This window comes from Arthrobacter sp. 10N43, from assembly GCF_056394525.1.
Genome location: NZ_JBFTIA010000006.1, coordinates 1 through 23,135 on the forward strand (window position 1 = coordinate 1; position 23,135 = coordinate 23,135).

The 23,135-nt window shown below is 65.2% G+C and carries 19 protein-coding genes and 3 pseudogenes; 12 read left to right on the top strand and 10 right to left on the bottom strand.

What is annotated here, in order from left to right; genetic code table 11:
* A partial coding sequence (locus tag AC1DDO_RS13850; RefSeq protein WP_476972074.1) for an alpha/beta fold hydrolase occupies positions 1-513 on the top strand: 513 nt, incomplete at its 5' end.
* A gap of 208 nt (positions 514-721) precedes the next feature.
* Here the strand turns inward: AC1DDO_RS13850 and AC1DDO_RS13855 are convergent.
* Both AC1DDO_RS13855 and AC1DDO_RS13860 read right to left on the bottom strand, forming a co-directional pair.
* Positions 722-946: pseudogene (locus AC1DDO_RS13855) on the bottom strand (transposase); the annotation flags it as partial.
* A gap of 18 nt (positions 947-964) precedes the next feature.
* The gene (locus AC1DDO_RS13860) at positions 965-2,365 is read right to left on the bottom strand and encodes a dihydrolipoyl dehydrogenase family protein (RefSeq protein WP_476972075.1); all 1,401 of its coding nucleotides are present in this window, start codon (positions 2,363-2,365) and stop codon (positions 965-967) included.
* A 597-nt stretch (positions 2,366-2,962) separates the two neighbouring features.
* Here AC1DDO_RS13860 and AC1DDO_RS13865 point away from each other — a divergent pair.
* Complete coding sequence (locus tag AC1DDO_RS13865; RefSeq protein ID WP_476869162.1) at positions 2,963-3,310, top strand: nuclear transport factor 2 family protein; 348 nt, start codon at positions 2,963-2,965, stop codon at positions 3,308-3,310.
* 334 nt (positions 3,311-3,644) lie between these two features.
* Here AC1DDO_RS13865 and AC1DDO_RS13870 read toward each other — a convergent pair whose 3' ends face one another.
* Positions 3,645-4,544 (bottom strand): LysR family transcriptional regulator, encoded by a 900-nt coding sequence (locus AC1DDO_RS13870; protein WP_476869163.1) that lies wholly within the window; start codon positions 4,542-4,544, stop codon positions 3,645-3,647.
* 82 nt (positions 4,545-4,626) lie between these two features.
* Between AC1DDO_RS13870 and AC1DDO_RS13875 the strand changes: the two genes are divergently transcribed.
* Positions 4,627-5,907, top strand: a complete 1,281-nt coding sequence (locus tag AC1DDO_RS13875; RefSeq protein ID WP_476869164.1) for an MFS transporter — start codon at positions 4,627-4,629, stop codon at positions 5,905-5,907.
* Positions 5,908-5,928: 21 nt separating this feature from the next.
* Positions 5,929-6,567, top strand: a complete 639-nt coding sequence (locus AC1DDO_RS13880; RefSeq protein WP_476972076.1) for a hypothetical protein — start codon at positions 5,929-5,931, stop codon at positions 6,565-6,567.
* Between the two features lie 98 nt (positions 6,568-6,665).
* On the opposite strand, the pseudogene AC1DDO_RS13885 reads toward AC1DDO_RS13880, so the two are convergent.
* From AC1DDO_RS13885 to AC1DDO_RS13895, 3 genes and pseudogenes are all read right to left on the bottom strand, one after another.
* A pseudogene (locus AC1DDO_RS13885) lies at positions 6,666-7,744 on the bottom strand (IS30 family transposase); the annotation flags it as partial.
* Positions 7,745-7,996: 252 nt separating this feature from the next.
* Positions 7,997-8,833 (bottom strand): sulfurtransferase, encoded by an 837-nt coding sequence (locus AC1DDO_RS13890; RefSeq protein ID WP_476869166.1) that lies wholly within the window; start codon positions 8,831-8,833, stop codon positions 7,997-7,999.
* Between the two features lie 75 nt (positions 8,834-8,908).
* Positions 8,909-9,067, bottom strand: a complete 159-nt coding sequence (locus tag AC1DDO_RS13895; RefSeq protein ID WP_162159048.1) for a DUF1059 domain-containing protein — start codon at positions 9,065-9,067, stop codon at positions 8,909-8,911.
* Between the two features lie 62 nt (positions 9,068-9,129).
* On the opposite strand from AC1DDO_RS13895, the gene AC1DDO_RS13900 reads away from it, so the two are divergent.
* Positions 9,130-9,882, top strand: a complete 753-nt coding sequence (locus AC1DDO_RS13900; protein WP_476869167.1) for an AfsR/SARP family transcriptional regulator — start codon at positions 9,130-9,132, stop codon at positions 9,880-9,882.
* A 237-nt stretch (positions 9,883-10,119) separates the two neighbouring features.
* Here AC1DDO_RS13900 and AC1DDO_RS13905 read toward each other — a convergent pair.
* Both AC1DDO_RS13905 and AC1DDO_RS13910 read right to left on the bottom strand, forming a co-directional pair.
* A pseudogene (locus AC1DDO_RS13905) lies at positions 10,120-10,760 on the bottom strand (transposase); the annotation flags it as partial.
* 547 nt (positions 10,761-11,307) lie between these two features.
* Positions 11,308-11,967 (bottom strand): TetR/AcrR family transcriptional regulator, encoded by a 660-nt coding sequence (locus tag AC1DDO_RS13910; RefSeq protein ID WP_476869168.1) that lies wholly within the window; start codon positions 11,965-11,967, stop codon positions 11,308-11,310.
* Between the two features lie 198 nt (positions 11,968-12,165).
* Here AC1DDO_RS13910 and AC1DDO_RS13915 point away from each other — a divergent pair, with 198 nt between their 5' ends.
* Together AC1DDO_RS13915 and AC1DDO_RS13920 are read left to right on the top strand one after the other, a co-directional pair.
* Positions 12,166-13,086 carry a putative antibiotic biosynthesis monooxygenase gene (locus AC1DDO_RS13915; protein WP_476869169.1) on the top strand — a complete coding sequence of 307 codons (921 nt, stop codon included), beginning with the start codon at positions 12,166-12,168 and terminating at the stop codon, positions 13,084-13,086.
* Between the two features lie 531 nt (positions 13,087-13,617).
* Positions 13,618-14,004 (top strand): hypothetical protein, encoded by a 387-nt coding sequence (locus AC1DDO_RS13920; protein WP_476869170.1) that lies wholly within the window; start codon positions 13,618-13,620, stop codon positions 14,002-14,004.
* A gap of 452 nt (positions 14,005-14,456) precedes the next feature.
* Here the strand turns inward: AC1DDO_RS13920 and AC1DDO_RS13925 are convergent, their stop codons facing one another.
* Positions 14,457-15,074, bottom strand: a complete 618-nt coding sequence (locus AC1DDO_RS13925) for a TetR/AcrR family transcriptional regulator (protein WP_476869171.1) — start codon at positions 15,072-15,074, stop codon at positions 14,457-14,459.
* 244 nt (positions 15,075-15,318) lie between these two features.
* On the opposite strand from AC1DDO_RS13925, the gene AC1DDO_RS13930 reads away from it, so the two are divergent.
* From AC1DDO_RS13930 to AC1DDO_RS13940, 3 genes are all read left to right on the top strand, one after another.
* Positions 15,319-18,540 (top strand): bifunctional cytochrome P450/NADPH--P450 reductase, encoded by a 3,222-nt coding sequence (locus tag AC1DDO_RS13930; RefSeq protein WP_476869172.1) that lies wholly within the window; start codon positions 15,319-15,321, stop codon positions 18,538-18,540.
* A gap of 84 nt (positions 18,541-18,624) precedes the next feature.
* The gene (locus AC1DDO_RS13935) at positions 18,625-18,804 is read left to right on the top strand and encodes a hypothetical protein (RefSeq protein ID WP_476869173.1); all 180 of its coding nucleotides are present in this window, start codon (positions 18,625-18,627) and stop codon (positions 18,802-18,804) included.
* Between the two features lie 163 nt (positions 18,805-18,967).
* The gene (locus AC1DDO_RS13940) at positions 18,968-20,014 is read left to right on the top strand and encodes a zinc-binding dehydrogenase (protein ID WP_476869174.1); all 1,047 of its coding nucleotides are present in this window, start codon (positions 18,968-18,970) and stop codon (positions 20,012-20,014) included.
* A 205-nt stretch (positions 20,015-20,219) separates the two neighbouring features.
* Here the strand turns inward: AC1DDO_RS13940 and AC1DDO_RS13945 are convergent, their stop codons facing one another.
* Complete coding sequence (locus AC1DDO_RS13945; RefSeq protein WP_476972077.1) at positions 20,220-20,912, bottom strand: TetR/AcrR family transcriptional regulator; 693 nt, start codon at positions 20,910-20,912, stop codon at positions 20,220-20,222.
* A gap of 130 nt (positions 20,913-21,042) precedes the next feature.
* Here AC1DDO_RS13945 and AC1DDO_RS13950 point away from each other — a divergent pair, with 130 nt between their 5' ends.
* Positions 21,043-22,197 carry a VOC family protein gene (locus tag AC1DDO_RS13950; protein WP_476869176.1) on the top strand — a complete coding sequence of 385 codons (1,155 nt, stop codon included), beginning with the start codon at positions 21,043-21,045 and terminating at the stop codon, positions 22,195-22,197.
* On the top strand, positions 22,194-23,132 hold the full coding sequence (locus AC1DDO_RS13955) for a fumarylacetoacetate hydrolase family protein (protein ID WP_476869177.1): 939 nt from the start codon (positions 22,194-22,196) through the stop codon (positions 23,130-23,132). Before AC1DDO_RS13950 ends, AC1DDO_RS13955 begins: the two co-directional genes overlap by 4 nt.
* Positions 23,133-23,135: the final 3 nt, after the last annotated feature.

A 23,135-nucleotide genomic window follows, 5' to 3' on the forward strand; every position in this document is an offset into this window, starting at 1 on the left:
GATGTCGTCCTGGTGGGGCACAGCTACGGCGGAATGGTGGTGGCCGGTGTCGCAGGCCGTGTTCCGGAGCGGATCGCGGGGATCGTGTATGTGGATGCATTCGTCCCAAAGCCGGGGCAGTCCGCCCTGGACATCTTGCCGTCGCTCCGCGACGCCTTTGCGAGCCTGGCTCTGCCCGAGCGTCCATGGCTGTTTGCGCCATTCCCGCTCGAGGCACTCGGAGTCGAGGACCCGCAGGTACGGGAGTGGGCCGCGCCGCTGCTCACACCCATGCTGTGGAAGGCCGTCGACGAAAAGCTTCCCGACGATGCAGGAGATCTGAGCACCGTGCGAATCGTCTTTGTGCACTGCGCGCGCGGGCAGTTCTTCGATGACACCGCCATCGACTTACGGTCCCAGGGGATCCCCGTCCTGACCCTGGACGAGGGGCACATGGTACACCTCACGAACCCAGGGCGCCTTGCCGCAACGCTCATGGAGGCAGAGCATGAGCTCGGCAGCCTGACGGAGTGAGGTGGTCCCGCTCGTCGTTGAATTCGGTGGACCGGGTGGGCCCTAGAAACACTGGCTAACTCATGACACGGGGTCCGGTCGGGCCCCACAGCGCGCGGTCGCATGTCGGGAGTCGCGTGGGCGAACAAGCGTGTGCAGTCGGGGACGCAAAAAAGAGCCCCGGGAAATCTGAACTGGTCCCCGGAAGTTGGACTGGTTTAGATAAAGCCTAGGCCGCGAGAGCCTGAGTTCGGTATTGCACCGGGCTCAGGCCCTCGAGCTTTGTCGAGATCCGTTCGGTGTTGTACCAACGGATGTACTCGTGCAGCGCTGATTCAAGTGCATCGGTGCTGAGGAACCTGACGTGGTGGAAGAGCTCTTCCTAGAGGTGGCCAAAGAAATTCTCCATCACCGCGTTGTCATAGCAGTTGCCCTTGCGGGACATTGACTGGACCGCGCCGGCGGGCGCTGCTCAGTCCTCGAGGTAGGCCGGTGTGAACAGCAATGTCAGGCCCTCGGCCATGGTGGGGTGGGTGATGATGGCGTCGCGCACGGCGGTGTATTCGGCTCCGGCGAGCATCGCCATCTGGATCACGGCAATGGTTTCGCTGGCTTCGGTGCCCAGCAGCGCCGCACCAAGAATCCGGTTGGTGTCCTTGTCGATCACCGCCTTCCAGATCCCGTCGAGATGTCCCACGGTCCGGGCCCGGGGAATGGCCGTGACGGGCATTTTCGCGAGGCGCACGCTGTACCCGGCATCCCGGGCCTGCCGCTCGCTCAGACCCACGCGGCCCAGCTCAGGGGTGGTGAAGACGCAGTAGGGGATGAGTCGCCCGGCGGTGCTCCGCAGCTGCCCCACGCCCCGGTGGGCCTCGAGGTTGGTCTGCAGCACCCGGTAGTCGTCGTAGGAGGCATGCGTAAACTGCGGGCTGCCGGCGGCGTCCCCGGCGGCCCACACGCTCCCGGCGGTGGTGCGAAGCGAGTCGTCGACCTTGATAAATCCCCGGTCGTCGAGTTCCACGCCGGCAGCCTCGAGGTTCAGGCCGTCGGTCATGGGCCTGCGGCCTACCGCCACCAGAATGTCATCGGCATACACGGTCTCCCCCGAGGAGAGCGTGAGCATGACGGTGCCGTCGGTGGCGCGCGTGACCGCTTGCGCCCTGTCCCCGAGCCGCACGGTGATGCCGGCGCGGGTGAAGTTCTGTTCGATGGCAGCGGCGATGTCCGCGTCCTCGCGGGCCAGCAACTGGGCGCCGGACTGGACGATGGTGACTTTGACGCCGATGGTGTTGAGCAGGTCCGCGAATTCGCAGCCGACGTAGCCGCCGCCGAGGATGATGATGCTCTCCGGCAGGGATTCCAGCTCCAGCAGGGTGTTGCTGGTCTGCACGCCGGACGCCGCCAGGCCCTTGAGCGGCGGCAGCAGCGGTTCGGTGCCCAGGTTCAGCACGACGTCGGTGCCGCGCAGGGCGCGCAGCCCGCCGTCGTTCAGGGTCACCTCCACAGTCCGGGGTCCGGTGAACTTCGCCTCGCCGAGGATGAAGTCCATGCCCGAACCGGTGAAGGCGGCGAACTGGCCCTTCACCATGGTCTCCACGACGTCCTCCTTGCGGTGGCGCAGCAGTTTGAGGTCCATCCGCGGATCTTTGGCCCCGGAGATGCCGAATTCAGCAGCCCTGCGGACAGCGTTCAGGACCCGGCCACTGTTGATGAGGGTCTTGGTGGGGATGCACGCCACGTTGATGCAGGTCCCGCCGATCATCGAGCGTTCCACCATCGCGACTTTCCGGCCGGATCTGGCCAGGTCCATCGCCAGGGTCTTCCCGGCCTTCCCGCCGCCGATGACGAGCAGGTCAACATCCTCTATCTCCATGCGTTCCTCCTGTAGACGGTGCCCGGACCTGGCGGCCGGGTTCGTGCCTGATTCCCTGGCCACGACCGCAATACGGCCGTCGGATTCAGGGTACCGCCGAGGGCGCGGACTCGGTCCCGCATGGCCGGACCGCTGGCGGCTCCCGCTCCCGGTGCCCGGGGTCCAGGCTATCTGGCCGCCGGGGACACGGCAGCCAGGTGCTCTGGCCGTACCGGTGTCGTGTGCTGCCGGGGTGCTGCGGCCTCACCGATCGAGAGCGCCGCCCGCTCGAGATCCGTGAAGAGTTCCGTTTCCCGCCACACCGGCATGCTCTATATAGGATCCAACGTCCGCAAAACCCCATGACCCACCCCCCGACTCGAATTTCGTACAGACCGTCCAGCTAGCGCACTACCTCTCGGACGGTGATTCGACCGTCAGTGCAAAGGACTTCCGGCAATGACCTCGTCCTTTACCCGCCGGGGCCTGGGCGGCGCTGCCGCTGGACTCTGTCCATTCCCCTGGGCCGCCGGTAGACTCCCGGCGTCAGGACACCGACCCTGACCGAGAGTCCCAGGGCCGGGCCAAACGCTGTTAATACACAGAACGGAGGGGCTCATGGCAGAGGACCAGGTCCAACGCAACCTCAAGGGCATGGACGATCTCGACTTCACCGGCTGGAACAACGCCGACTGGAACGGGGTCTTCGCCCATCACCACACCGACGACGTCCTGGTGGACTGGAAGGGCCAGCAACCCACCCACGGCATCCAGGAACACATCGACGCCATGAAGGCCTATGTCGAATCCGCCGGCGGCACCCCGCCACAGATCACGTCCCACCCGATCGCCTTCGGATCCGGCGACTGGACCTGCGTCATCGGCGAATTCGAAGGCGGCGGCCGCATGGTCACCGTCGCCAAATGGAAGGACGGAGCAATCGCCGAGGAATACATCTGGGCCTAGCCCGGCCTAGACCGCGTCTCCAGCGAGTCACGGTGTCGGCCATTCCATCCTCTCCGTCTCATCAAAAGGGTCTTCTCTGCGCTGTCGACAACACGGTGAGACAAATTGATGAGACGGAGCAGGACCCGCGGCCCCGAGGCGGGGCTGTGAACTGCAACGCTATCTGGCCCTGATTTGGCGACGCTATGTGGCCTGGAAACCTCGTTAGAGGATTCCATCACCGCAAGCTTGTACCGGTCCAGGTAAGGTCCCTGCGATTCACAGTCCACGGAACCCGGGGAGACTGTCTTTTTCGATCGTTTGGGATCTGCGCCAGGCGCCATCCGTCAGGTATTTACTCCTTCGAGGGAGCGTCCATCGGGGTTTGACGGAATTGGCTGATCATGACCTGTTCAGCGGCGGTGGCCTGCCGGGTGGCGGAGCGGGCCAGTTGGATGCGCCACATCAGGGTCGTGGGAATGGCCCGGATGTCTTCCCCATGGTCGTGCTGCAGGGCCGACGCGGGCAGGAAGGCGACGCCCAGGCCTTCCCGAACCAGTTCGATGGCCATGGTGAAGGACACGACTTCGGTGTGGACTGTTCGGTTCAGTCCGGCCGCGGCGAAGGCTGCGTCCACGGTGGTGCGGTTTCCCCAGCCTTCGGGAAAGTCGATGAAAGGCTCGTCCGCGAGCTCAGCCAGGCTGACTCGCTTCCTGCCTGCCAGATGGTGGGTGTCCGGGCAAACAAAGACGATTCCCTCGGTGTGCAGCGGGTACAGCTCGAGGCCGGGCGCTGCCTCTTCGGGCACGGACACCAAGGCCAGATCCAGGGCGCCCGAGCGGACGTCGGCCAGGCTGGTGCGGGTTCCCTGAACGGTCTGGCGCAGCTTGATGACGATGCCCGGATAGTCCCGCCGGACCGTCCGCAGGATCTGCGGCACGTCGACGGAGGCGGAGTGGGCCAGCGTGCCCACGGCGACCGTCCCGCGGACCGTCCCGCGGACAGCGTCGACGGCGTCCCGCGCGGCCTGCACCTCGGCAAGGATGGCGCGGGCGCGCGGGAGCATGGCCTCCCCCGCGGGGGTGAGGCGAATACTGCGGCCCTGACGGATGAACAGATCGGAGCCCAGATCGTGTTCGAGCAGGCGGATTCCCGCGGAGACGGCGGACTGGACGATATTGACCCGCTGGGCCCCCCTGGTAAAGCTGAGCGCCTCGGCCACCGCGATGAAGTACTCAACCTGAAAAAGCTGCATAAACTCTAGTATCGCCGATGACGATGGTTATCAGCGTCAATAAACGTTGGACGCGATGTTTCCGGAAGCCAATACTGAAGCAATGACGCAGACTACAACTTCCCCCTCCCTTCGGGCCGACGCATCCCGCCAGGCGCACCGGCGCCGGCATGGACGCGGGTTCTGGATCGTCACGTTCGTCTTCATGATCACCATGGCGTTTGCTGCCGCGCCGGCCCCGCTCTATGTGCTTTACCAGCAGCGGGGCGGGTTCAGTGCCTTCACCATCACGGTCATCTTCGCTGCCTATGCTGTGGGTGTGGTGGTGAGCCTGTTCCTGGCCGGGCACATTTCCGACAGGTTCGGCCGCCGCCGCGTGATCGCGCCGGCCGTGCTGCTCAACGTCGTCGCGGCGCTCATCTTCCTGGTCTGGCCCAACCTGCCCGGCCTGATGCTGGCCCGTTTCATTTCCGGTCTCGGCATCGGCATGCTGACCGCCACCGCCACCGCCCACATGACCGAACTGCACAGTGCGGCACGCCCCGGCACAGGCTCCCGGCGCGCGGAAGTCATCTCCACCGCAGCCAATATCGGCGGACTGGGCCTGGGCCCGCTCATCACGGGCTTCCTCGCCGAGTATGTGCCGATGCCGCTGTACACCCCGTACGTGGTGTTCGCGTTCCTGCTGCTCGCCGGTCTTATGCTGATCGTCACCGTCCCCGAAACCGTCAACAACGCCGACGAAACCTGGGTCTACTGGCCGCAGCGCGTCGTCGTCCCCCACGCCGCACGCGGACAGTATGTGGCCGCGGCCATGATGGCCTTCGTCGGGTTCGCCATGTTCGGCTTCTTCACCTCCCTCGCACCGTCCTTCGTGGCCCGGCAACTGGGCATCACCTCCCATCTGATGGCCGGATTTGTAGCCTTCGTCGTCTTCGCCTCCTCGGCAGCGTTCCAGGTGCTGTCCTCCCGATGGGCACGCACCACGCAGTTCGTCGTCGGCCTGATCCTGCTGGGCGCAGGACTGGTCCTGGTCACCATATCCATCGCCGCATCCTCGTTGCCCCTGCTGATCGCCGGCGGCATCGTCGCCGGGTCCGGGGTCGGCGTGAGCTTCAAGTCCGCGATCGGCACCGTCATCGCCATCTCCGCTCCGGAGACCCGCGGCGAGGCTCTGGCCGGACTGTTCCTGGTCGGGTATGTGGGCATGGCAGTGCCGGTTGTGCTGCTGGGGCTGATCCTGCAGACGACCGCCCTGGTGCCGTCCGTAGTGATGTTCGGCGTGGTCATGCTGGCACTGATCGTCATCACCGCCCTGACCCTGGCGCGCACTTACGGCCGGGATCGGTCCCTGCCCGCCGGTTCGCCCGTATCCTCGAAGTAGCGATCCAAAGGAGAACGCATCATGGCTGACTGGCAGGACACCCTCCCTCTCTGGGCCGCCGCCTTGGCCGCCGTCCGCGGGCAAACCTCAGCGCCGAAGGACTCCGGAGTGGTCACCGCAGCGGCGGTGGAACACGCCCATCCGGAGTACATCCTCGCCTGGCCTGGCGCCAGCGCGGACCGTGCGGCGGAGACTGTCCGACAGCACCCCGGGGCGGTCCTGACCCTGGTCACCGCCGACTCCGGAGCTGCTCTGAGCTACGCCGCCGCCCAAGGCCTGACTCCCGTGGGCCAAGCCGTGTTGCTCACCGCCCCCACGGACGAGCTGAACGCTGCGCCGAATCTGCCCGAGAACGCCGAACTTGCCCAGGCACCCCTGGAGCTTTACGACGTCGTGGAAATATCCGTTTTCGACCATCCGGTCGCCAGCGGCCGCATCAGGATCGGGGACGGCGTGGCCTTCGTCGGCAGCCTGAGGACCGAGGCGCCGGCAGCCGGGAAAGGCTTCGAATCGGCAGTTCTGGCGGCGCTGGCCGACGAGGCCTACGTGCACGGCGCGGACACCCTATACACGGTCCTCGACCCGCAGGAGGTGGAACCCTTCACCGCGTCGGGATGGACAGTGGCCGCCCATATCGTCAGCCTCGGTGCCCCCAACTGAACCTTGAATCCCGACGGCCCGGCCCGCACCGGAAGACGCGAGCCGGAAACCCGACGAGTGCAGGGCCGCCCCCTACCGGCGTCGGGTAACGATCGTTGGTCGAGGTCTGTCGCGCTGTGGATGCTCAGGTCCGTGCCTTTCGGGAAGTACTGACGCAGCAGGCCATTCGTGTTTTCGTTGATGCCGCGCTGCCAGGGTGAGTGCGGGTCGCAGAAGTAGATGTCGATGCCGGCGTCTACTTTCACGCTCTTCCAGTCCTGCATTTCGATGCCTTGGTCCCAGGTGAGGGAATGCCTCAGCGCGTCGCGGAGCGTCTTGATCTTTGCTGCCAGGGCGTCGCGCATTTGTTCTGCTTTGTATCCATCCGGCAGATGAACGAGCATCGTGTAGTTGGTGGTTCTCTCCACGAGGGTCCCGATCGCGGACTGGTTGCCCTTGCCGATGATGAGGTCGCCCTCCCAATGCCCCGGCACCGCACGGTCCTGAACCTCGGCGGGACGCTCGGAGATATTGATCATCCCCGGGATCCGGTTCTTCCGCTGGCCGGCCTTCCTGCAGGGCTGCCTGAGTGCACGTCCGGTGCGTAAACACGCGGCCAGATCGCGGTTCAGCGCTCCGCGGGACTGAACGCAGAGGGACTGGTAAATGGTCTCAGGTGACACCCGCATCTCCGGCTCATCGGGAAACTCGACCCGCAGTCGTCCTGCAATCTGCTCCGGCGAGTACTTCTTTTTCAGGTCCTCTTCCACCTTCGCACGCAACACCCTGTTCGTGTGCAGTTTCGACGGTTTCGGCCGCGAAGCCCGCTCATACGCCAGCGCGTGAGCCGACGTCGCCCGGTAAGGCAACCCGGCCACCGAATTGCGCCGCAGCTCCCGGGACACCGTCGAGGCAGATCGGTCGATCACGACCCCGATCCGGCGCAGCGAGAGTCCTTGGGCGCGCATCACCGCGATCTCTTCACGCTGGGCGAAGGTCAGGCACCTGCCCTTCAGATCCCGGCCCCGGCGTGGCCTGACACCCCGGCCTCGACCAGGACCCGGCGCCCGGTCCGCCTGCTCGTATTGATCGGCACAACGGCATCGGTGATTAAATTACCGGCCTGCATCCCGGCCCAAAACAGCTGCAGAAGATCCGGTCTTACGTAAATTGAATACCGCGCCACGACAACACCCATCCGCTAAGTGTTGCAATCAGCGCAAGAACCCAAGGATCCGCTAACGGGACGGGCTAAAATAGCGCGTACGCCAAATAGCGCTGTGAAATACGAGCCATATAACCCTGCGACTCACGCGTTCACAGGATTGGCAGCCCCCGGCTTTTGTAGCGAAAACTCAGTGCTGGATTCTATCTGTGACTGTTGTCCCGGAATGGCGACTAAATCACGGTTTGAAATGGCGGTTCTGCCGTTCCGTTCTTGCGGATGAGTTCAGGTACTGCGTTCTCCTGTGTGTGCTGTGAGGTGCGGTGTCTCGACCGGGGTGTCGGGGCGAAGGCCCCATTCGGCCCAGGATCCGTCGTAGACCCGGATACGCTCGCGTCCGAGAATTTCGGTTAGCACGTACCATGCGGTGGCGGCGCGGCCCCCGACGGTGCAGTAGGTGATCAGCTCGTCGTCTCCTTCGAGCTCCGGCACGGGCATCGCCCGGCGCAGCTCGTCGACCGGGCGGAATGCGCCTTTCTGGTCGTAGAGATTGCTGAACGGCCGGTGGACAGCCGTCGGGATGCGGCCGGCGCGCCCTCCCGGCTCCATTCCGCCGGAGGGCCAGAACCGCTCACCGGCGTACTCGGACTCGGAGCGGACATCCAGAATCGTTGTTCCGGCGCGCCCGATGGCTTGCCGCACGGCCCTCATGTCGGCGAACAGCCGCTGGTCCCGTTCGTTGAGCTGGTACGGTGCCGCCTCCACAGGGATTGGTGACGTGCCGTGGGGATGTCCTTCGACGCACCAGGCGTCGCGGGAGCAGTTCAGGATGCGGACGTCGGCGTGCCCGTACAGCTTGAGCAGCCAGTAGCCGAGTGCCGGGGCGTAACCGTAGAAAACGACCGTCGATGCCGGGCCGATGCCTGACCGAGCCAACAGCCGTTCGATGGTTTGTCTGCCGACCGGGCGATACCGGTCGTCTTTAAGGTCGGCGTAGACGTTCCACAGCACGGCTCCGTCGATGTGCCATTGATTGAAGGCGGCCGCGGAAACATCCACTTCGACGACGCGGACCGCAGGATCGTACAGGTGATTTGCCAGCCAGATGGGTTCGATGAGCATGTCCACAGTCTGCCCGCTCGTCGTTGGAGCAGAGTTGGCACAACGTTGGCGCTACATTGGCGTCGGAGCGTCTGCCTATTCCACCTGGATCCAGCCCAGCAGATCCTCGCGGCTGACGGACCGGAGGAGCGCCGGGTGGTCGCTGGCGATGTGGCCGCGGATCCCTCCGATCACTTCCTCGTCGGTGTCGCCGCGGACGACGAACCCGCATTCGCACCGGATGAGCTTCGCCATAACGACCTCCCAAAACCTGGTGGGGCCCACTCCGGAATGAGGACCCATGCGATCATGGTGTCATGACCGGGCAGTCAGCGCTGCGTCTCCAGATCTGCGGGCCGCTGGTTGTGGAGCGGGACGGGCTCAGGCTCGATCACGGCCTGCCCGGCCGTCAAGGGCGCCTGCTGTTCACCTACCTCGTCGTCAACCGGCACCGTCAGGTGGCCCGCGACGAACTCGTCGAGGCGCTCTGGCGCTCCCCCGATTCCGTCGGGATCGACGCGCGCCTCAACTCGTTGATCTCTAAGCTTCGCCACGTTTTCGGCCCGGACGCGGTGGGTGGACGCGTCACTGTCCAGCTTCACCTTCCCGACGCGTGGATCGACCTCGAAGCTGCCGTGGAGGCAATTCACCGTGCCGAGTCCGCCGTTGCTCAGCAGGACTGGACCCGTGCCTGGGGACCGGTTCTGGTCGCCTTGTTCGTCGCCGAACGCGGATTCCTGCCTGGGGAGGATGCCGATTGGATCGACCAGACCCGCAACCAGCTCGCCGAGATCCGGCTGCGGGCCCTGGAATGTTACGCCGCCACCGAGCTCGGCATCGGCGGCGCCGAACTCACCGGTGCGCTGCGTGCCGGCCGCCGGCTCATCGCCCTGGACCCTCTGCGCGAAAGCGGCCATCGCTACCTGATGCAGGCTCACGCAGCCCAGGGCAACCTGGCCGAGGCGCTGACCGTGTACGGCCTGCTGTCCGACCTTCTCCGCGACCAGCTCGGCGTCTCGCCCAGTCCGAGGACCCGAGCGCTCTACCAGCAACTCCTCGAACAGACTTGACTTCCGGGGAAACCCTCCACTTTAGGACACCTTAGGACAGGCGTTCACCGAATACGGCCGAGGCTAGGAGAAGGGTGCCCCCTAGTGGCGCGGTGCCGAATGCGACCCACGTTGTGGCCAAAGGTTCGTCAAGTGCCACTTATTAGGCAATCGACATGTGCCCCGGTCAGGGATTCTTTACCGGACACAACCTGAACCGTAAATCAAACCGAAGCCCGCGATGCTCAACCGGTGCTCCTATTCCGGGTAAGGGTCTGCCCCGGCAACGTGGGATCGGGCCGGTTCCGCGGCGGCGTAAAGGGCGTTGAGCTGACGGTAGAGCGTTCGGGCGATGTAGCGCTTGAGGGATCTGCGGATTTCGCGGTAGCTTCGGCCTTCTTGGGTGCGTTTGGTCACGTAGTCCCGTGTTCCGGGGTCGTGGGTCATCCGGGTCATGGTGATGGTGTGCAGAGCTCGGTTAAGGCGTCTATCACCGCCCCGGTTGAGCCTGTGCCGGACAGTGTTGCCGCTTGAGGCTGGCAAGGGATTCACCCCTGCCAGTGAGGCGAAGGCAGCTTCGCTGCGAACCCTTCCTGGATGCGACCATGCTGTCAGGACGGTGGCGACTGTGACAGCCCCGGCGCCCACCATCTCCAGCAGCGGCGCCGCGGGGCTTGCTGGATCAGCTCTGTCATGCGCTTCTGGTTCGCAGCCAGCTGGATGGTCACTTCGAGAACGCGGCGCGCCAACCGAACTGCTTCCTCGCGCGCGATCGATAGTTCGATCTGCTTCTGTCGTTCCCGCCATCTCGTGATCGTGGCGATCTGGGCGGGAACCAGCGGTTTACGAGCATCGATTCCGAGATCGTGTGCCCGGAGTAAGGCGATGAGTGCATTGACATTGGCTGCCGGCAGGGATGGCCAACGAGGATTTGATCCCAAGTCGCAGCAAGTCATGCAGTTCCAAGCGCCCCCGGCCATGAAGGAGTACCCAGCAACACCGCTGTCCAAGCCAAGAGAAGGAGCCGCCAAACCGTAACGGCCACCAACAAATATGGGCCCATAAGGGAGATTTGTACACATTCAGAGGCCAACAAGCCCCTGAACAGGGAAAACACGTGCCCGAGGTGGGACTCGAACTGCATTCCCTCCCCCGCAAGCACTGGGCTCCCCCGGAAACATGCGGAATACGGGCCGATCCGGCACCAGTACGACCGAGTCCGAAGCCCAAAGTGTGTACTTTGTACACACCCCGAAATCAGCCAGTTCAACTCGTTGCGATCACCACCGACACGACCGTGGCGTCAAGCTAGCCGCAGCACGCCGCGCATCTGTAGTGGCCACGGAGAGGGCCTTTGCGGAAGTCAAGGGTGCCCCCTCGTGCGCGGCGGCCTAAGCCCGCCTGACCACGGGCAGGCTCAGACGGCAACGCTACAGGACTGCACAATCAGTGGTCGGCGCCCTGGAAGTCAGCATCGGCGCCCAGTTGGCTTTCCAGGCCCATGATGATCGTGTCCAGCGTCAGGCGGAAGACGCGGACGTCGTGGCCTGGAGGGGTGAGCCCGTCTTCGCCGACAGTGGGGGGTTTGAGGCTCGACCACCGGTGGAGCGCTCCGTTGAGTTCGGCCGTGACCACACCGGTGATGACGACACCCCCGAGAGCGGTGAACTGCGGGAGCTCCGAGTGCGGCACCCCTGCGGCGTCCAGGATCGCGGTGAGCGCAACCAGGAACGGGTCTTCGGGCTGGATGAAGTCCGCCTGGTGGCTGAACGAGTAGCCCATGAGCTTGGGGTGGCGGTGCGCCAGCGTCCGGAAATCCGTGGCGAGCTGGCGGATGCGCTCCTGCCAGGGAGCGTCCTCGAGCGTCACGGTGCGGAACTGGGTGCCGACCGTCCTGGCCACGCCGCGCAGCACGGCGGCCTTGTTCGGCACATGGTGATACAGCGACATCGGGTTCGCATCGACCGCCGTCGCGAGTTTGCGCATGGTGAGCGCCTCGACCCCGTCCGCGTCGATAAGCCGCAGGGCGGCGGCATAGATCCCGGCCTCGGTCAGAGGCACCTCCCTCTTCCTGGTGCCCCGCGGGGAGCTCTTCATCTTGTCCATACGGGGACGCTATCAGATTCATACGTTGTATGAAAAACGGCCTCGGTCGCAGGGTCGAATGGCAGTCGGCCGCACGGCTACCGATTGCGGTCAACTTTCATACACTGTATGTTTAAGCTTCCATACACCGTATGTTTCGGTGGCGCACCCCGCATCGGGGGCGCCGTCGCCCGTACTGCCTGTACCCAAGGAGCACCCATGACCGTACACACCACCGACCCGCCAACCAGCCCCTCTCCGCGCATCCACGGCATAGCCACCCCGTCGCCTCGAAAGAACCCCGTCAAAGCGCTGCTGTGTGTCGCCTGCGGCCAACTGCCCCATCCGTCGAAAGCCCGTCTTGCCCTGGCTAACGTCACAGCGATGCTGCCGATTGAGCTTTTGGTGCATGCCGCTGTGGTGAACGCGACACTCCCTTATGTTCTGAAGGTACTGATCCTGACGCTGACGGCCACAGTACTGGTGATCTGGGTCGCCGAGCCCTCCGTCCGGCGCGCATTGCGGGGCTGGCTGCACGCACCTGCCCTGCGCCACCGGCGCCGGCTGCACAACTCTGCTGCCCTGTGGCGGGTCCGCACTCTAATCGATTACAGCAACGAAGCCCAGGAGAAACTCGTAGAGGCCATCTCCCGTGTCGACGCCGAGATCCTCGTGTGCCGGAATCACACCGTCGCCGGCGGGATGCTGGACGAGCTGGTTGTCTCCGCGCCCGATCATGTCACCCACGCGGAACTGCTCGCTGCGGCCGCGGGCGGCGGAGGACGGGATGTCCGAGCGTGGCCGGCGGCAGCCCCGACCGTGGCGGACGGGCAGACCGAGGCCCTTGCGCTGGCCCTGCAGGTCGTGGAGGACCCGGGCGAACTCCAACTCGCGGTCGCCGAACTGCTCGACGCCGAACCCGTCGCGGCTCCCACGGGCGACAGCACCTCACCGGCGGCCAGCAAACCGGCATGTGATGGGACCGTCCTGAAAATACCATCCCCGCGGCATGGACCCCTCGGCTTCTCCCGCCCCAGGGCGCCGTTCACTCCGGCCGAATCCGCCCGGGCGCATCGGCTAGCCGAGCTCGCCGAGCTCACTGAATTGACCCGAAAACACCCAGTAAGGCCCCGGCAATAGAAAACCGGGAGGTGTCGTCCCCGCAGCGGGAACCGCATCGAAAGGAGTCAACCATGGAGACAGCCCAGTCCTCGCTTATCCGCTCATGCTCGGAACTTTCCTACGGAGACGAGATCGAAGCCTGGTGCTTCGGCAAGCTCCTGCACCGAGGAAGGGTGAACCGGACCCTGCCGTCCGTGGAGATGTTCTGGATCATTTGCTCAAGGACCGGAACATGCAAGCTTGTGGACATGGAGGGCGCCGCCATTCTCCGGATTCCGGCAGCGCCCCGAGATGCGAGATCCGCGGGACCGCCGTCGTCATCAACCTGGCGTGAGCCCCCCAGATCGGGCCGCAATATGTGCCAGCGAGCGCAAACAGACACCGTTGGGGCCAGCCAAAAGGCGATCCATGGGCAGATACAGGACGGAAATGACAATCTGCGGTATCCAGCCTCGCAGGAAAGGGCAGGAGACAACGTCCAATGTTAATCCACAAGAAGCCTTGCGGTGCCCAGTCGGCTCTTGGGCTGTATGGGAGCTCTGTTGCTCCGTGAATCATTCCCAACACCACCGTTCCAGCTCCTACTTTCCCCACTCGTCCCACAGGGATCTGCGGCTCAACGTAGTCGTCCGACTAGACGCCGTCGACGAGACAGCCAAAGTCAACGTTCGAGGCGTCGTGACGCACACCAACCTCCGGGCCCTCTACGTCGTCTGCCGCCGGGTCGTCACCAGGTTTCCGGGGTATGAGGTGGTGGTTAATCTCGCGCATGCCGGGGTGACGGCCGCGGCCTTCGATGAACTCCGCGAGCATGCCCGCCAGTCCAGTCTTTCCTCTGGCATCGACCCCTCGGCGACTCCCTGCCGGCTGCGGATCGTGGAGCCACCGGTCACCCTCAAAGTCCACGAACACGCCTATGCATTACCGAGCGCCTGATCACGGGCCACGCATTGCCGATATACAGCGACCGTTCGTCAGCTCCCTGATCAGAGGTACGGCTAAAGGGTTTCGCGGCTGCTGCCGAACTCCCCCAGCCATGCCGGCCTTGTGCCCCCTATCCCGCAGCTCCTCCGCCTGGCCCCGGGGCGGGTCCTTCGCCGAAGGCAGGCCACCGTCCCGATCAAGCAATCGGCGGTGCAATCAAGGGTGTCCATCGAGGCCACGAGCACCCGCAGACTTAGCCTCTTCGGCTTCTCCGCAGCCAGCCGGTAGATCTGGATGGCCGACAGGTGGACGACATGTTCGTTCAGGAGCGGGATCATCTTCGTGGTGCTGAAGAGTCCGCGCGAGGCCATGACCCCCTGCAGCCTTCCATTCCTAACGAGTTGCCGCCTGGGCTCGGCCAACCCACGGGCGCCCTCAGGCCGGAACGCTACAGGACCGCGCAATCAATGGCCGGCACCCTGGCTCTCAACAAAGGCGGCAAGTTGGCCTTCCAGACCCATGATGATCGTGTCCAGCGCCAGGTGGAAGACGCGGTTCTCGTCACGGTCTGGAGGGGTGAGCCCGTCTTCGCCGGCACTGGGCGGGTTAAGGCTCGACCACCGGTAGAGCGCGCCAGTGAGTTCGGCGGTGAGGACACCGTTCATGGCGAAGCCCACGAGAGCGGTGAAATGAGAGAGCTCCGAGTGCGGCACCCCTGCGGCGTCGAGGATCGCGGTGAGCTCACTCCAGAACGGGTCGTCGGGCTGAATGAAGTCCGACTGGAGGCTGAACGAGTAGCCCATGAACCGGGGGTGCCTATGGGCCAGCGTTCGGAATTCCGTGGCGAGCAGGCGGATGCGCTCCTGCCAGGGAGCGTCCTCCAGCGTCACGGTGCGGAACTGGGCGCCGACCATTCTCGCCACACCACGCAGCACGGCGTCCTTGTTCGGCACATGGTAGTAGAGCGACATCGGGTTCGCATCGAGCGCGGTGGCAAGTTTGCGCATCGTGAGCGCCTCAACTCCGTCCGCGTCGATGAGCCGCAGGGCTGCGGCGTAGATCCCGGCCTCGGTCAGAGGCACCTCTCTCTTCCTGGTCCCCCGCGGGGAACTCTTCGTCTTTTCCATACTCGGACACTATCAAATTCGTACAGCGTATGGAAATAACTTCGGCTTTGCGGCGGATTGAAGCCACCCGACATTCAGGGTTGCAATCGATCTTCCGTACGCTGTATGGTTACATTTCCGTACAGCGTATGTTTCGCCGGTGCATCTCCGCATCGCCGGTGCAACAGCCCATCCACGCCCTGCACAAAGGAACAAACTCATGACCACTCAGTTCAAGAACGAATCGCGACCCATCAGGTCTCCGCGCGGGGTTCCGCTCTTCGGCCACACGCCGCAAATCCCCAGCACCAACCCGGTGGAGTACTTCGGCGAACTGTCCAAGCAGTTCCCCGAGGGGCTCTACAGCATGGAGATCGCCGGCATCGAGCAGGTCTTCGTCTGGGACCCGGACCTGGTGGCCGAGGTTTGCGACGAGTCGCGGTTCTTCAAGCAGATCGACAAGACACCGCTGGCCCATGTCCGGGACTTCACTGGCGCCGGCCTGTTCACGGCCCACCAGCACGAGGAGGAATGGGGCATGGCGCACCGAGTCCTTCTCCCGGCCTTCAGCCAGCGGGCAATGAAGGGCTACTACGGGCAGATGCTGGAGATAGCCCAGAATCTTGTGGGCAAGTGGGAACGCAGGGAGGGCCAGCCGGTCAACATCACCGACGACTACACCCGGCTGACCCTGGACACCATCGCCCTGTCTGGGTTCGGTTACCGGTTCGACTCTTTCGCCAAGGAGGATCTGCACCCCTTCCTCAATGCGCTGCTGGAGTCGCTGGTTGAGTCGCTGCGGCGCACGCAGGAGCTGCCGATGATGACCAAATTGCGCAAGGCCGATGACAAGAAGTACCGCGCGAACATTCAGCAGATGCGGGACCTGGTCGAGAGTGTGATCAGGGAGCGTCGTGAGGGGAAGGGCACTGCTGAGGATGACCTGCTGGGTCTGATGCTGGAGGCTACCGACCCGGAGTCCGGCAAGGGGCTGGAAGATGACAACGTCCGTGACCAGGTGGTGACGTTCCTGATCGCCGGTCACGAGACCACCAGCGGCCTGCTGGCGTTCGCCACGTACTCGCTGATGCGCAACCCGCACGTGCTGGCCCAGGCCTACGCCGAAGTGGACCGACTGCTGCCGGGCGACACGGTCCCGGACTACGACACGATCATGCAGATGGACGTGATCCCGCGCATCCTCGAAGAGACCCTGCGCCTGTGGGCTCCCATCCCCATGATCGGCAAGTCCCCTCTGGAGGACACCGTCATCGGCGGGTGCTACGAGCTGAAGAAGGGAGCGAGGGTCAACATCCTCGAGGGCCCGCTGCACACCCACCCTAAGGCGTGGGACCGGCCGGAAGAGTTCGACATCAACCGGTGGCTGCCGCAGAACCGGGTCAACCATCACCCGCACGCCTACAAGCCGTTCGGCAATGGTGTGCGTGCGTGTATCGGCCGGCAGTTTGCGCTCACCGAGGCCCGTCTGGCCCTGGCGCTGGCGCTGCAGAAGTTTAAGTTCGCCGACACCAACGACTACAAGATGGACGTCAAGGAGGCGCTGACGCGCAAGCCCGGGGGCTTCGAACTGGAAGTGCGGTCCCGTCAGGAGCACGAGCGGACCGTGTTCGGCGCAGTAGACCTGCAGACCGGCGACACGCGGGCGCCGGCCGCGGTCAGCGGTGTCGGGGTGAACCTGACCGTCGCCTACGGCTCCAGCCTCGGCTCGTGCGAGGACCTGGCGCGCACTATCGCCGACCGCAGTGAGCGCTCCGGCTTCGGCACCACGCTGGTCGGTCTGGACGAGCTGGGCGACAACCTGCCCACCGAGGGACTGCTTGTCGTGGTGGCCTCCAGCTACAACGGCAAGGCCCCGGACAACGCGCAGCGTTTCGACGACCTTCTCGCCGCCGGACTCCCGGAGGGTTCGCTGTCGGACGTGCGGTTCGCGCTGCTGGGGGCCGGCAACACCCAGTGGGTGGCCACATACCAGGGCTTCCCCAAGCGGATCGAAGGAGGCCTGCTGGCCGCCGGCGCCACCCCCGTCATCGAGCGCGGCGCCGCGGATGCCGCCGGTGACTTCGACGGCATGGCCACCCGCTGGATGGAAACCCTGTGGGCCACGCTGGCAGAGGAGTACGCCGCCGACACCTCCGAGGCGAGCAGCCCGCGCTTCCAGGTGCAGTTGCTCACCGAGGCGGACGTGCGCCCCGCGATCGTCTCCGAGCAGGCCTACGCCCTCCCGGTGGTGGCCAACGAGGAACTCGTGGCCGACGCCACCGGCCTGTGGGACTTCAACCTCGAGCCACCGCGCCCGTCGGCGAAGTCCATCACCATCGGCCTGCCAGAGGGTGTCACCTACGAGACCGGCAACCACCTGGCCGTCTTCGCCAAGAACGAACCGGCCCTGGTGAACCGCGCCCTCGCGGCGCTCGGCGTCGACCGCGATCAGGTCCTGCGCCTGGAGCTGCCCGCCGGCGGCCGCACCCACCTCCCTGTGGGCACCCCTGTGACGGCAGGACTGCTGCTCACCGATTTCCTGGAGCTGCAGGACGTGGCCACCCGCTCTCAGATGCAGACGCTTGCTGAGCACACGGAGTGCCCGTGGACCCGACCGCAGCTGCAGGCCTACACGGCCGATACCGCCGAAGCCGAGGAGCGCTATCAGACTGAGATCCTGGGCAAGCGGGTCTCCGTACTGGGCCTGCTGGAGCGCTTCCGGGCGGTCGAGCTGCCGCTGGCGGTCTTCCTGGACATGATGGGCCCGATCCGCCCGCGGTTCTACTCCATCTCCTCCGCCCCGCTGGCCAACCCCCGCCACGTGCGCCTGACCGTGGGCCTGCTGGAAGGCCCGGCCCTGTCCGGTGACGGCCAGTACCGGGGCACCTGCTCGTCCTACATCGGCGGCCTTGAGCCCGGGGACGTCTTCTACGGCTACGTGCGCGTGCCCTCCCCGACCTTCGCCCCGCCGGCCGACCCCGCCACGCCGCTGATCCTCATCGGTCCCGGCACCGGCATCGCGCCACTGCGCGGCTTCCTGGAGGAACGCGCGGCGCAGCACGAGAACGGCACCGAGGTGGGTCTGTCGCAGGTCTTCGTCGGCTGCCGCCACCCGGAACACGACTACTTCTACCGGCAGGAGATGCAGGACTGGGAGCAGGCCGGGATCGCCCAAGTGCACACCGCCTACTCCGCGGTGACAGGCCACCCGGCCCGGTTCGTCCAGAACGCCATCGCCAACGCCGCCGACACAGTGTGGCAAGCCATCGAAGACGGCGCGCACATCTACGTCTGCGGCGACGGCCGCCGCATGGCGCCCGCCGTCCGCGAGGCCCTCGCAGCGATCTACCGCGAGCGGACCGACAGCGACGACGAGGCCGCCCAGCATTGGCTCGCCCAGCTCGAGGCCGATGCGCGCTACCAGCAGGACGTCTTCGCCTGATCCGCCAGACGCCGGAGGGTGCGGCGGTCCCAACAACCCCGCACCCTCCCGGCCACCACCCAGCAAACCAACAAAGGAGTCACCATGGCGACGGAAACCCAGGCCGCGGCCGCCTCTCAAGGCGGCATCCTGACAGCCACCGGCAAAACCGATGCAACGACATTACCGCCACCGCAACTTCCGCCTGCTCACCTTGAGCACCGGACGTGCGAGCTGACCCATACCCCATGGGCCGGCTGGTACTGCGAGACCGCAACTGACTGAACTCGCGGCGGTGCCCACACATTCGACTGAACCCCCACACGCCGGGAGTGCGGCCGACCCGACACCGCGCCCTCCGGCACCACCCGCTTGCGAAACACCACAACCACACGGCAGCCATTGGCCCGAACCGCCAGGAAATGCCGCTTAGAGAAAGCAGATCCCCATGAATACCATGCTCGCCGCACGCTTCCACTTGAACAGCAAGAAGTTCGCCGTGGAGGAGGTCCCCATCCCCGTTCCCGGTCCGGGTGAAATCCTGATTGAGGTGAAGGCCGCAGGCGTCTGCCTATCGGACGTCCACCTGCTCGACGGTTCACTCGTCCCGCTGTTCGCCACCTCCGACGCGGTCACCGTCGGCCACGAGGTCGCCGGTGTGATCCACACCCTCGGCCCGGACCTCAAGCGCGGCCTGACCGTCGGCACCCGCGTTACCCTAGAGGCCGGCAAGACCTGCGGCCAGTGCGCCGGCTGCGTACGCCGCCGCCCCTGTACCCAGATGCTCACCGCCGGCATCGACTACGACGGCGGCTGGGCCCAGTACACCCTCGCCCGCGAGGACACGCTCATCCCCATCCCCGACAACCTCCCCTTCGACCAGGCAGCGATCATCCCCGACGCGGTTTCCACCCCCTACGCCGCCGTCGTTGCCACCGCAGGGGTGCGCCCCGCACAGTCCGTCGGCATCTGGGGCGTCGGCGGAGTCGGCGCCCACAACGTCCGCGTCGCCCGCATGGCCGGCGCCGCGCCGGTCATCGCCGTCGACCCGCTGCCCAGCGCCCGCGAACGTGCGCTGGCCTTCGGTGCGGACTTCGCGTTGGACCCCGCCGCCGACGACTTCGCCGACCACATCCGCACGGCAACGGGCGGACGAGGCCTGGACTTCGCCTTCGACTGCGCCGGCGTGCCCGCCGTCCGGGAGCAGGCCGCCTCCGTACTCGGCCTCAACGGCGCCCTCATCCTCGTCGGCATCAGCCCCAGGCCCCTCACCATCACCGAGGGCCTGACCTTCAACTACCTCGGCAAGCAAGTGCGCGGCCACTACGGCGGCACGCCCGAGTCCGTCAGCGAACTTGTCCGGCTGGCCGAGGTTGGCCGTCTCGACCTCGCGCCCTCGATCACCGACCACTTCCCGCTCGCCGAAGCCGCTGACGCGGTGAATCGGCTGGCGAACAAGATCGGCGACCCGATCCGCTTCATCCTGGTGCCCTGACACCTGAACAGAAGTTCATCAAGACCACCTCGGTAGGAGCGAGTGGGCGCCAGTGCTTGAGGGAGCACTGGCGCCGGCCTGTCGTGGACTGTCAGTTTCATTCCGGGTCTTCGGACTCACACAAGCGTCACTGACGCACCAACGAACCTTGTTCAGCGCACCTATTAACCTTGTGATCTAGGTCGGCATCCCTAGATCGGGCAATTCAGCGGACAGCCCCGTTCGCTGTCACCTCGTCGTCACCGCGCAACCCTGCAGTACGGAGTTCGGGGAGTGGACTGCGACATATTGCACGCGCCTCGTCGGCAGACACACCCAGCATTCGCAGCATCGCCTCGGTCGCCTGATCCGTCGTCTCGGCGTCGTCGCGGTCCGGTTCGGCATGGATGAGCTGTCCGAGAAAGGTTGCCGCCCCGACGGCGCACACCACGGCGACGTCGACGTCTGTCATTGTGAACCGACCGGATTCGACGCCAACCTCGATGTCACGCCGGACACGCGGCGTCAGTCCTTTCTGCGCGCCAAGGAGGTCAAGGGCGCTGTGCAGGATTACTTTGCTGAGCTGAGGTTCACGGCGGTGGAAGCGACCGGTCAACCGGAAGCTGGTCGCAAACGCGACGGCGGGGTCGTCGACGTCCGTGGTGAGCCCGTCGAGGACCGCGCCTAGGAGATCCATGACGTGCTCGACCGCTGCCTCGAACAGCTGGTCTTTCGACTCAAAGTGGTTATAGAAGGAGCCGATCCCAACATCCGCGGCCTGAGTGATCTCCAGCACCGGCGTGTTGGTCTGTCCTTGAGCCAGGAAGGACTGTGCCGCGCGGACCAACGCGGCCCGAGTCTGCGCCTTCCGTCGATGCGACCGGGTTGGTTCCGGGGACGAGGGTGGGGCTTGGGTCATCGCTGGCTCCTTGAAGTCATCCGGTCATAGGAATCTTACCAGCGCCCCATCAAGACTGAAGAAATCTTCAACTGCCCTTGACTGACGATATCTTCATAACCGAATATATATTCAGAAAGTGAGGCCATCCATGAACGACCACCATGACCACCCTGGGACCCACGGCGACCTGCACACTGACCTGCACAGCGAGCAAGGGGCGCTGCGAGGCGAGCACCGCGGACGGGCGGCGAACCCGATCATCAAGGTGCATGACATCGCCTGGCTCGAGTTCCAGAAGCCAGACCTGCTAGCTGCAGAGACCTTCGCGCACGCCTTCGGCTTCGCCACGAGCCTGCGCACCACTGACGAGCTGCACCTCCGGGGCACCGACACCGGAGCGCCGTGCGTGATCGTACGGCGCGGACCGAGATCGAAATACCTGGGGGCTGCGTTCACCGCGGCCGAGGCCTCGGACGTCCTTCGCCTGGCTAACGCGACAGGCAAGACCCCGAAAAAACTACCGGAGACCATCGGGGGCATAGGAGTCGACCTCGTGGATCCGAGCGGCGCCGCGATTCGCGTCGTCGCAGACACGCACAAACTTCCTTCGCTGCCGGCCCAGACGCCCCTCACGTTCAACGTCGGCCACGAGCTGACGCGGACCAACCAGACCCAGCGGCCACTGCTTCAACCCGCGACGGTTCAGCGCCTCGGTCACGTCGTGCTGCAGAGCACCAAGTACCGTGAAACGCTCGACTGGTACCTGGAGCACCTCGGCCTGATCGTCAGCGACTTCCTCTACTACCCCGGCCAGCGCGAGCGCGGTCCGACAATGAGCTTCATCCGCTGCGACCGGGGTTCCACACCAACCGATCATCACACCATCGCCATGACGCTGGGCCCGACGAATCGCTACGTGCACTCGGCGTATCAGGTCGCTGATATCGATGCCCTCGCCGCCGGCGGTGAACTTCTGCACGACCTTGGCTACCACCGTTCGTGGGGGATCGGCCGCCATATCCAGGGCAGCCAAATCTTCGACTACTGGCGCGATCCCAACGGCTTCCTGGTCGAACACTTCACCGATGGGGACATGTTCGACTGCACCCTCGAGCCCGGTTGGGCACAAATGTCCGCCTCCAATCTCGCCCAGTGGGGCCCTCCGGCGAGCAAGGACTTCCTCGGTATCTCCCCTGGCCGAGAGTCGCTGCGTGAGCTGGCCGCGATGGTCACCGCCCTCCGCGACGACAACGAGTTCGATTTCGCGCGCCTGCGCGGCCTGATGAAAGTAGTTTCCTCATGACCGTCTCCATCCTGCGTACCGCCGACGATTGGTGGGTCCACACGCCCACCGGTGCCGCCCGTATCGCCACTCCTGCGACTACCACGGGCGAGCTGATCGCCGATCGGGCGGCCATCCAAGCCGCGATCGGCGGCAGCGAAACTGTGCCGGTGGAAAACCTGGACCTCATCTCGCCGATCACAGTGCCGTGCCGCGTGGTGGCCCAGATGACGAACTTCGCCTCGCACGTGAAGGACGCCGGCATGGATCCCAAGAAAATCCCACTGACCTTCTTCCGCAAGTCCTCGGGCTCGATCAGCGGGCCCCATGACGACATCGTCCGGCCCGCGCACGTGCGGTTCCTCGACTACGAGGCTGAGATCGGCCTCGTGTTGGGCCAAGAGACCCCGGTCGGCTCGGTCATCACCGATGAGACGATCGCCGACTACGTCGCTGGGCTCGTGATCACCAACGACGTCTCGGCCCGCGACCTGCAACTCCCAAAGACCCAGTTCTACGAGTCCAAGTCCTACCCGAGCTTTACGCCCACCGGACCGACGCTCGTGCTCTTCGACGCCGAGGACTGGAACCGCTTTGGTGAGCTTCGGTTACGGCTGTGGGTAAACGGCGAGATCCGTCAGGACATGACGGTGGCCGACATGATCTACCTGCCCGTCGAGGCGTTGCGGGCACTCACCCGCTTCCAGCACCTCTCCCCCGGCGATCTGCTCCTGACGGGCACCCCTGTCGGCACCGCACTGAGCGCACCACCGAAGCCAGTCGAGATCATCAGCAATCTGCTCCCCCGGGCTACTAAGTGGCGCCTGTTCTTCAAGGCCCAGGGCCGCAATCGGAAGTACCTCAAGAGCGGTGACGTCATCGAGATCGCCATCAGCACCGACGACGGGAAGATCGACCTGGGGCGCCAGCGCACGACGGTGAGGGAAGCCCGGTGAACG

Coding starts and splice junctions, on each gene's coding strand:
- AC1DDO_RS13900 (WP_476869167.1), top strand. CDS start 9,130: ATGACCGGGCAGTCAGCGCTGCGTCTCCAGATCTGCGGGCCGCTGGTT.
- AC1DDO_RS13875 (WP_476869164.1), top strand. CDS start 4,627: ATGACGCAGACTACAACTTCCCCCTCCCTTCGGGCCGACGCATCCCGC.
- AC1DDO_RS13940 (WP_476869174.1), top strand. CDS start 18,968: ATGAATACCATGCTCGCCGCACGCTTCCACTTGAACAGCAAGAAGTTC.
- AC1DDO_RS13880 (WP_476972076.1), top strand. CDS start 5,929: ATGGCTGACTGGCAGGACACCCTCCCTCTCTGGGCCGCCGCCTTGGCC.
- AC1DDO_RS13860 (WP_476972075.1), bottom strand. CDS start 2,365: ATGGAGATAGAGGATGTTGACCTGCTCGTCATCGGCGGCGGGAAGGCC.
- AC1DDO_RS13950 (WP_476869176.1), top strand. CDS start 21,043: ATGAACGACCACCATGACCACCCTGGGACCCACGGCGACCTGCACACT.
- AC1DDO_RS13870 (WP_476869163.1), bottom strand. CDS start 4,544: ATGCAGCTTTTTCAGGTTGAGTACTTCATCGCGGTGGCCGAGGCGCTC.
- AC1DDO_RS13930 (WP_476869172.1), top strand. CDS start 15,319: ATGACCACTCAGTTCAAGAACGAATCGCGACCCATCAGGTCTCCGCGC.
- AC1DDO_RS13895 (WP_162159048.1), bottom strand. CDS start 9,067: ATGGCGAAGCTCATCCGGTGCGAATGCGGGTTCGTCGTCCGCGGCGAC.
- AC1DDO_RS13915 (WP_476869169.1), top strand. CDS start 12,166: ATGACCGTACACACCACCGACCCGCCAACCAGCCCCTCTCCGCGCATC.
- AC1DDO_RS13935 (WP_476869173.1), top strand. CDS start 18,625: ATGGCGACGGAAACCCAGGCCGCGGCCGCCTCTCAAGGCGGCATCCTG.
- AC1DDO_RS13945 (WP_476972077.1), bottom strand. CDS start 20,912: ATGACCCAAGCCCCACCCTCGTCCCCGGAACCAACCCGGTCGCATCGA.
- AC1DDO_RS13955 (WP_476869177.1), top strand. CDS start 22,194: ATGACCGTCTCCATCCTGCGTACCGCCGACGATTGGTGGGTCCACACG.
- AC1DDO_RS13910 (WP_476869168.1), bottom strand. CDS start 11,967: ATGGACAAGATGAAGAGCTCCCCGCGGGGCACCAGGAAGAGGGAGGTG.
- AC1DDO_RS13890 (WP_476869166.1), bottom strand. CDS start 8,833: ATGCTCATCGAACCCATCTGGCTGGCAAATCACCTGTACGATCCTGCG.
- AC1DDO_RS13865 (WP_476869162.1), top strand. CDS start 2,963: ATGGCAGAGGACCAGGTCCAACGCAACCTCAAGGGCATGGACGATCTC.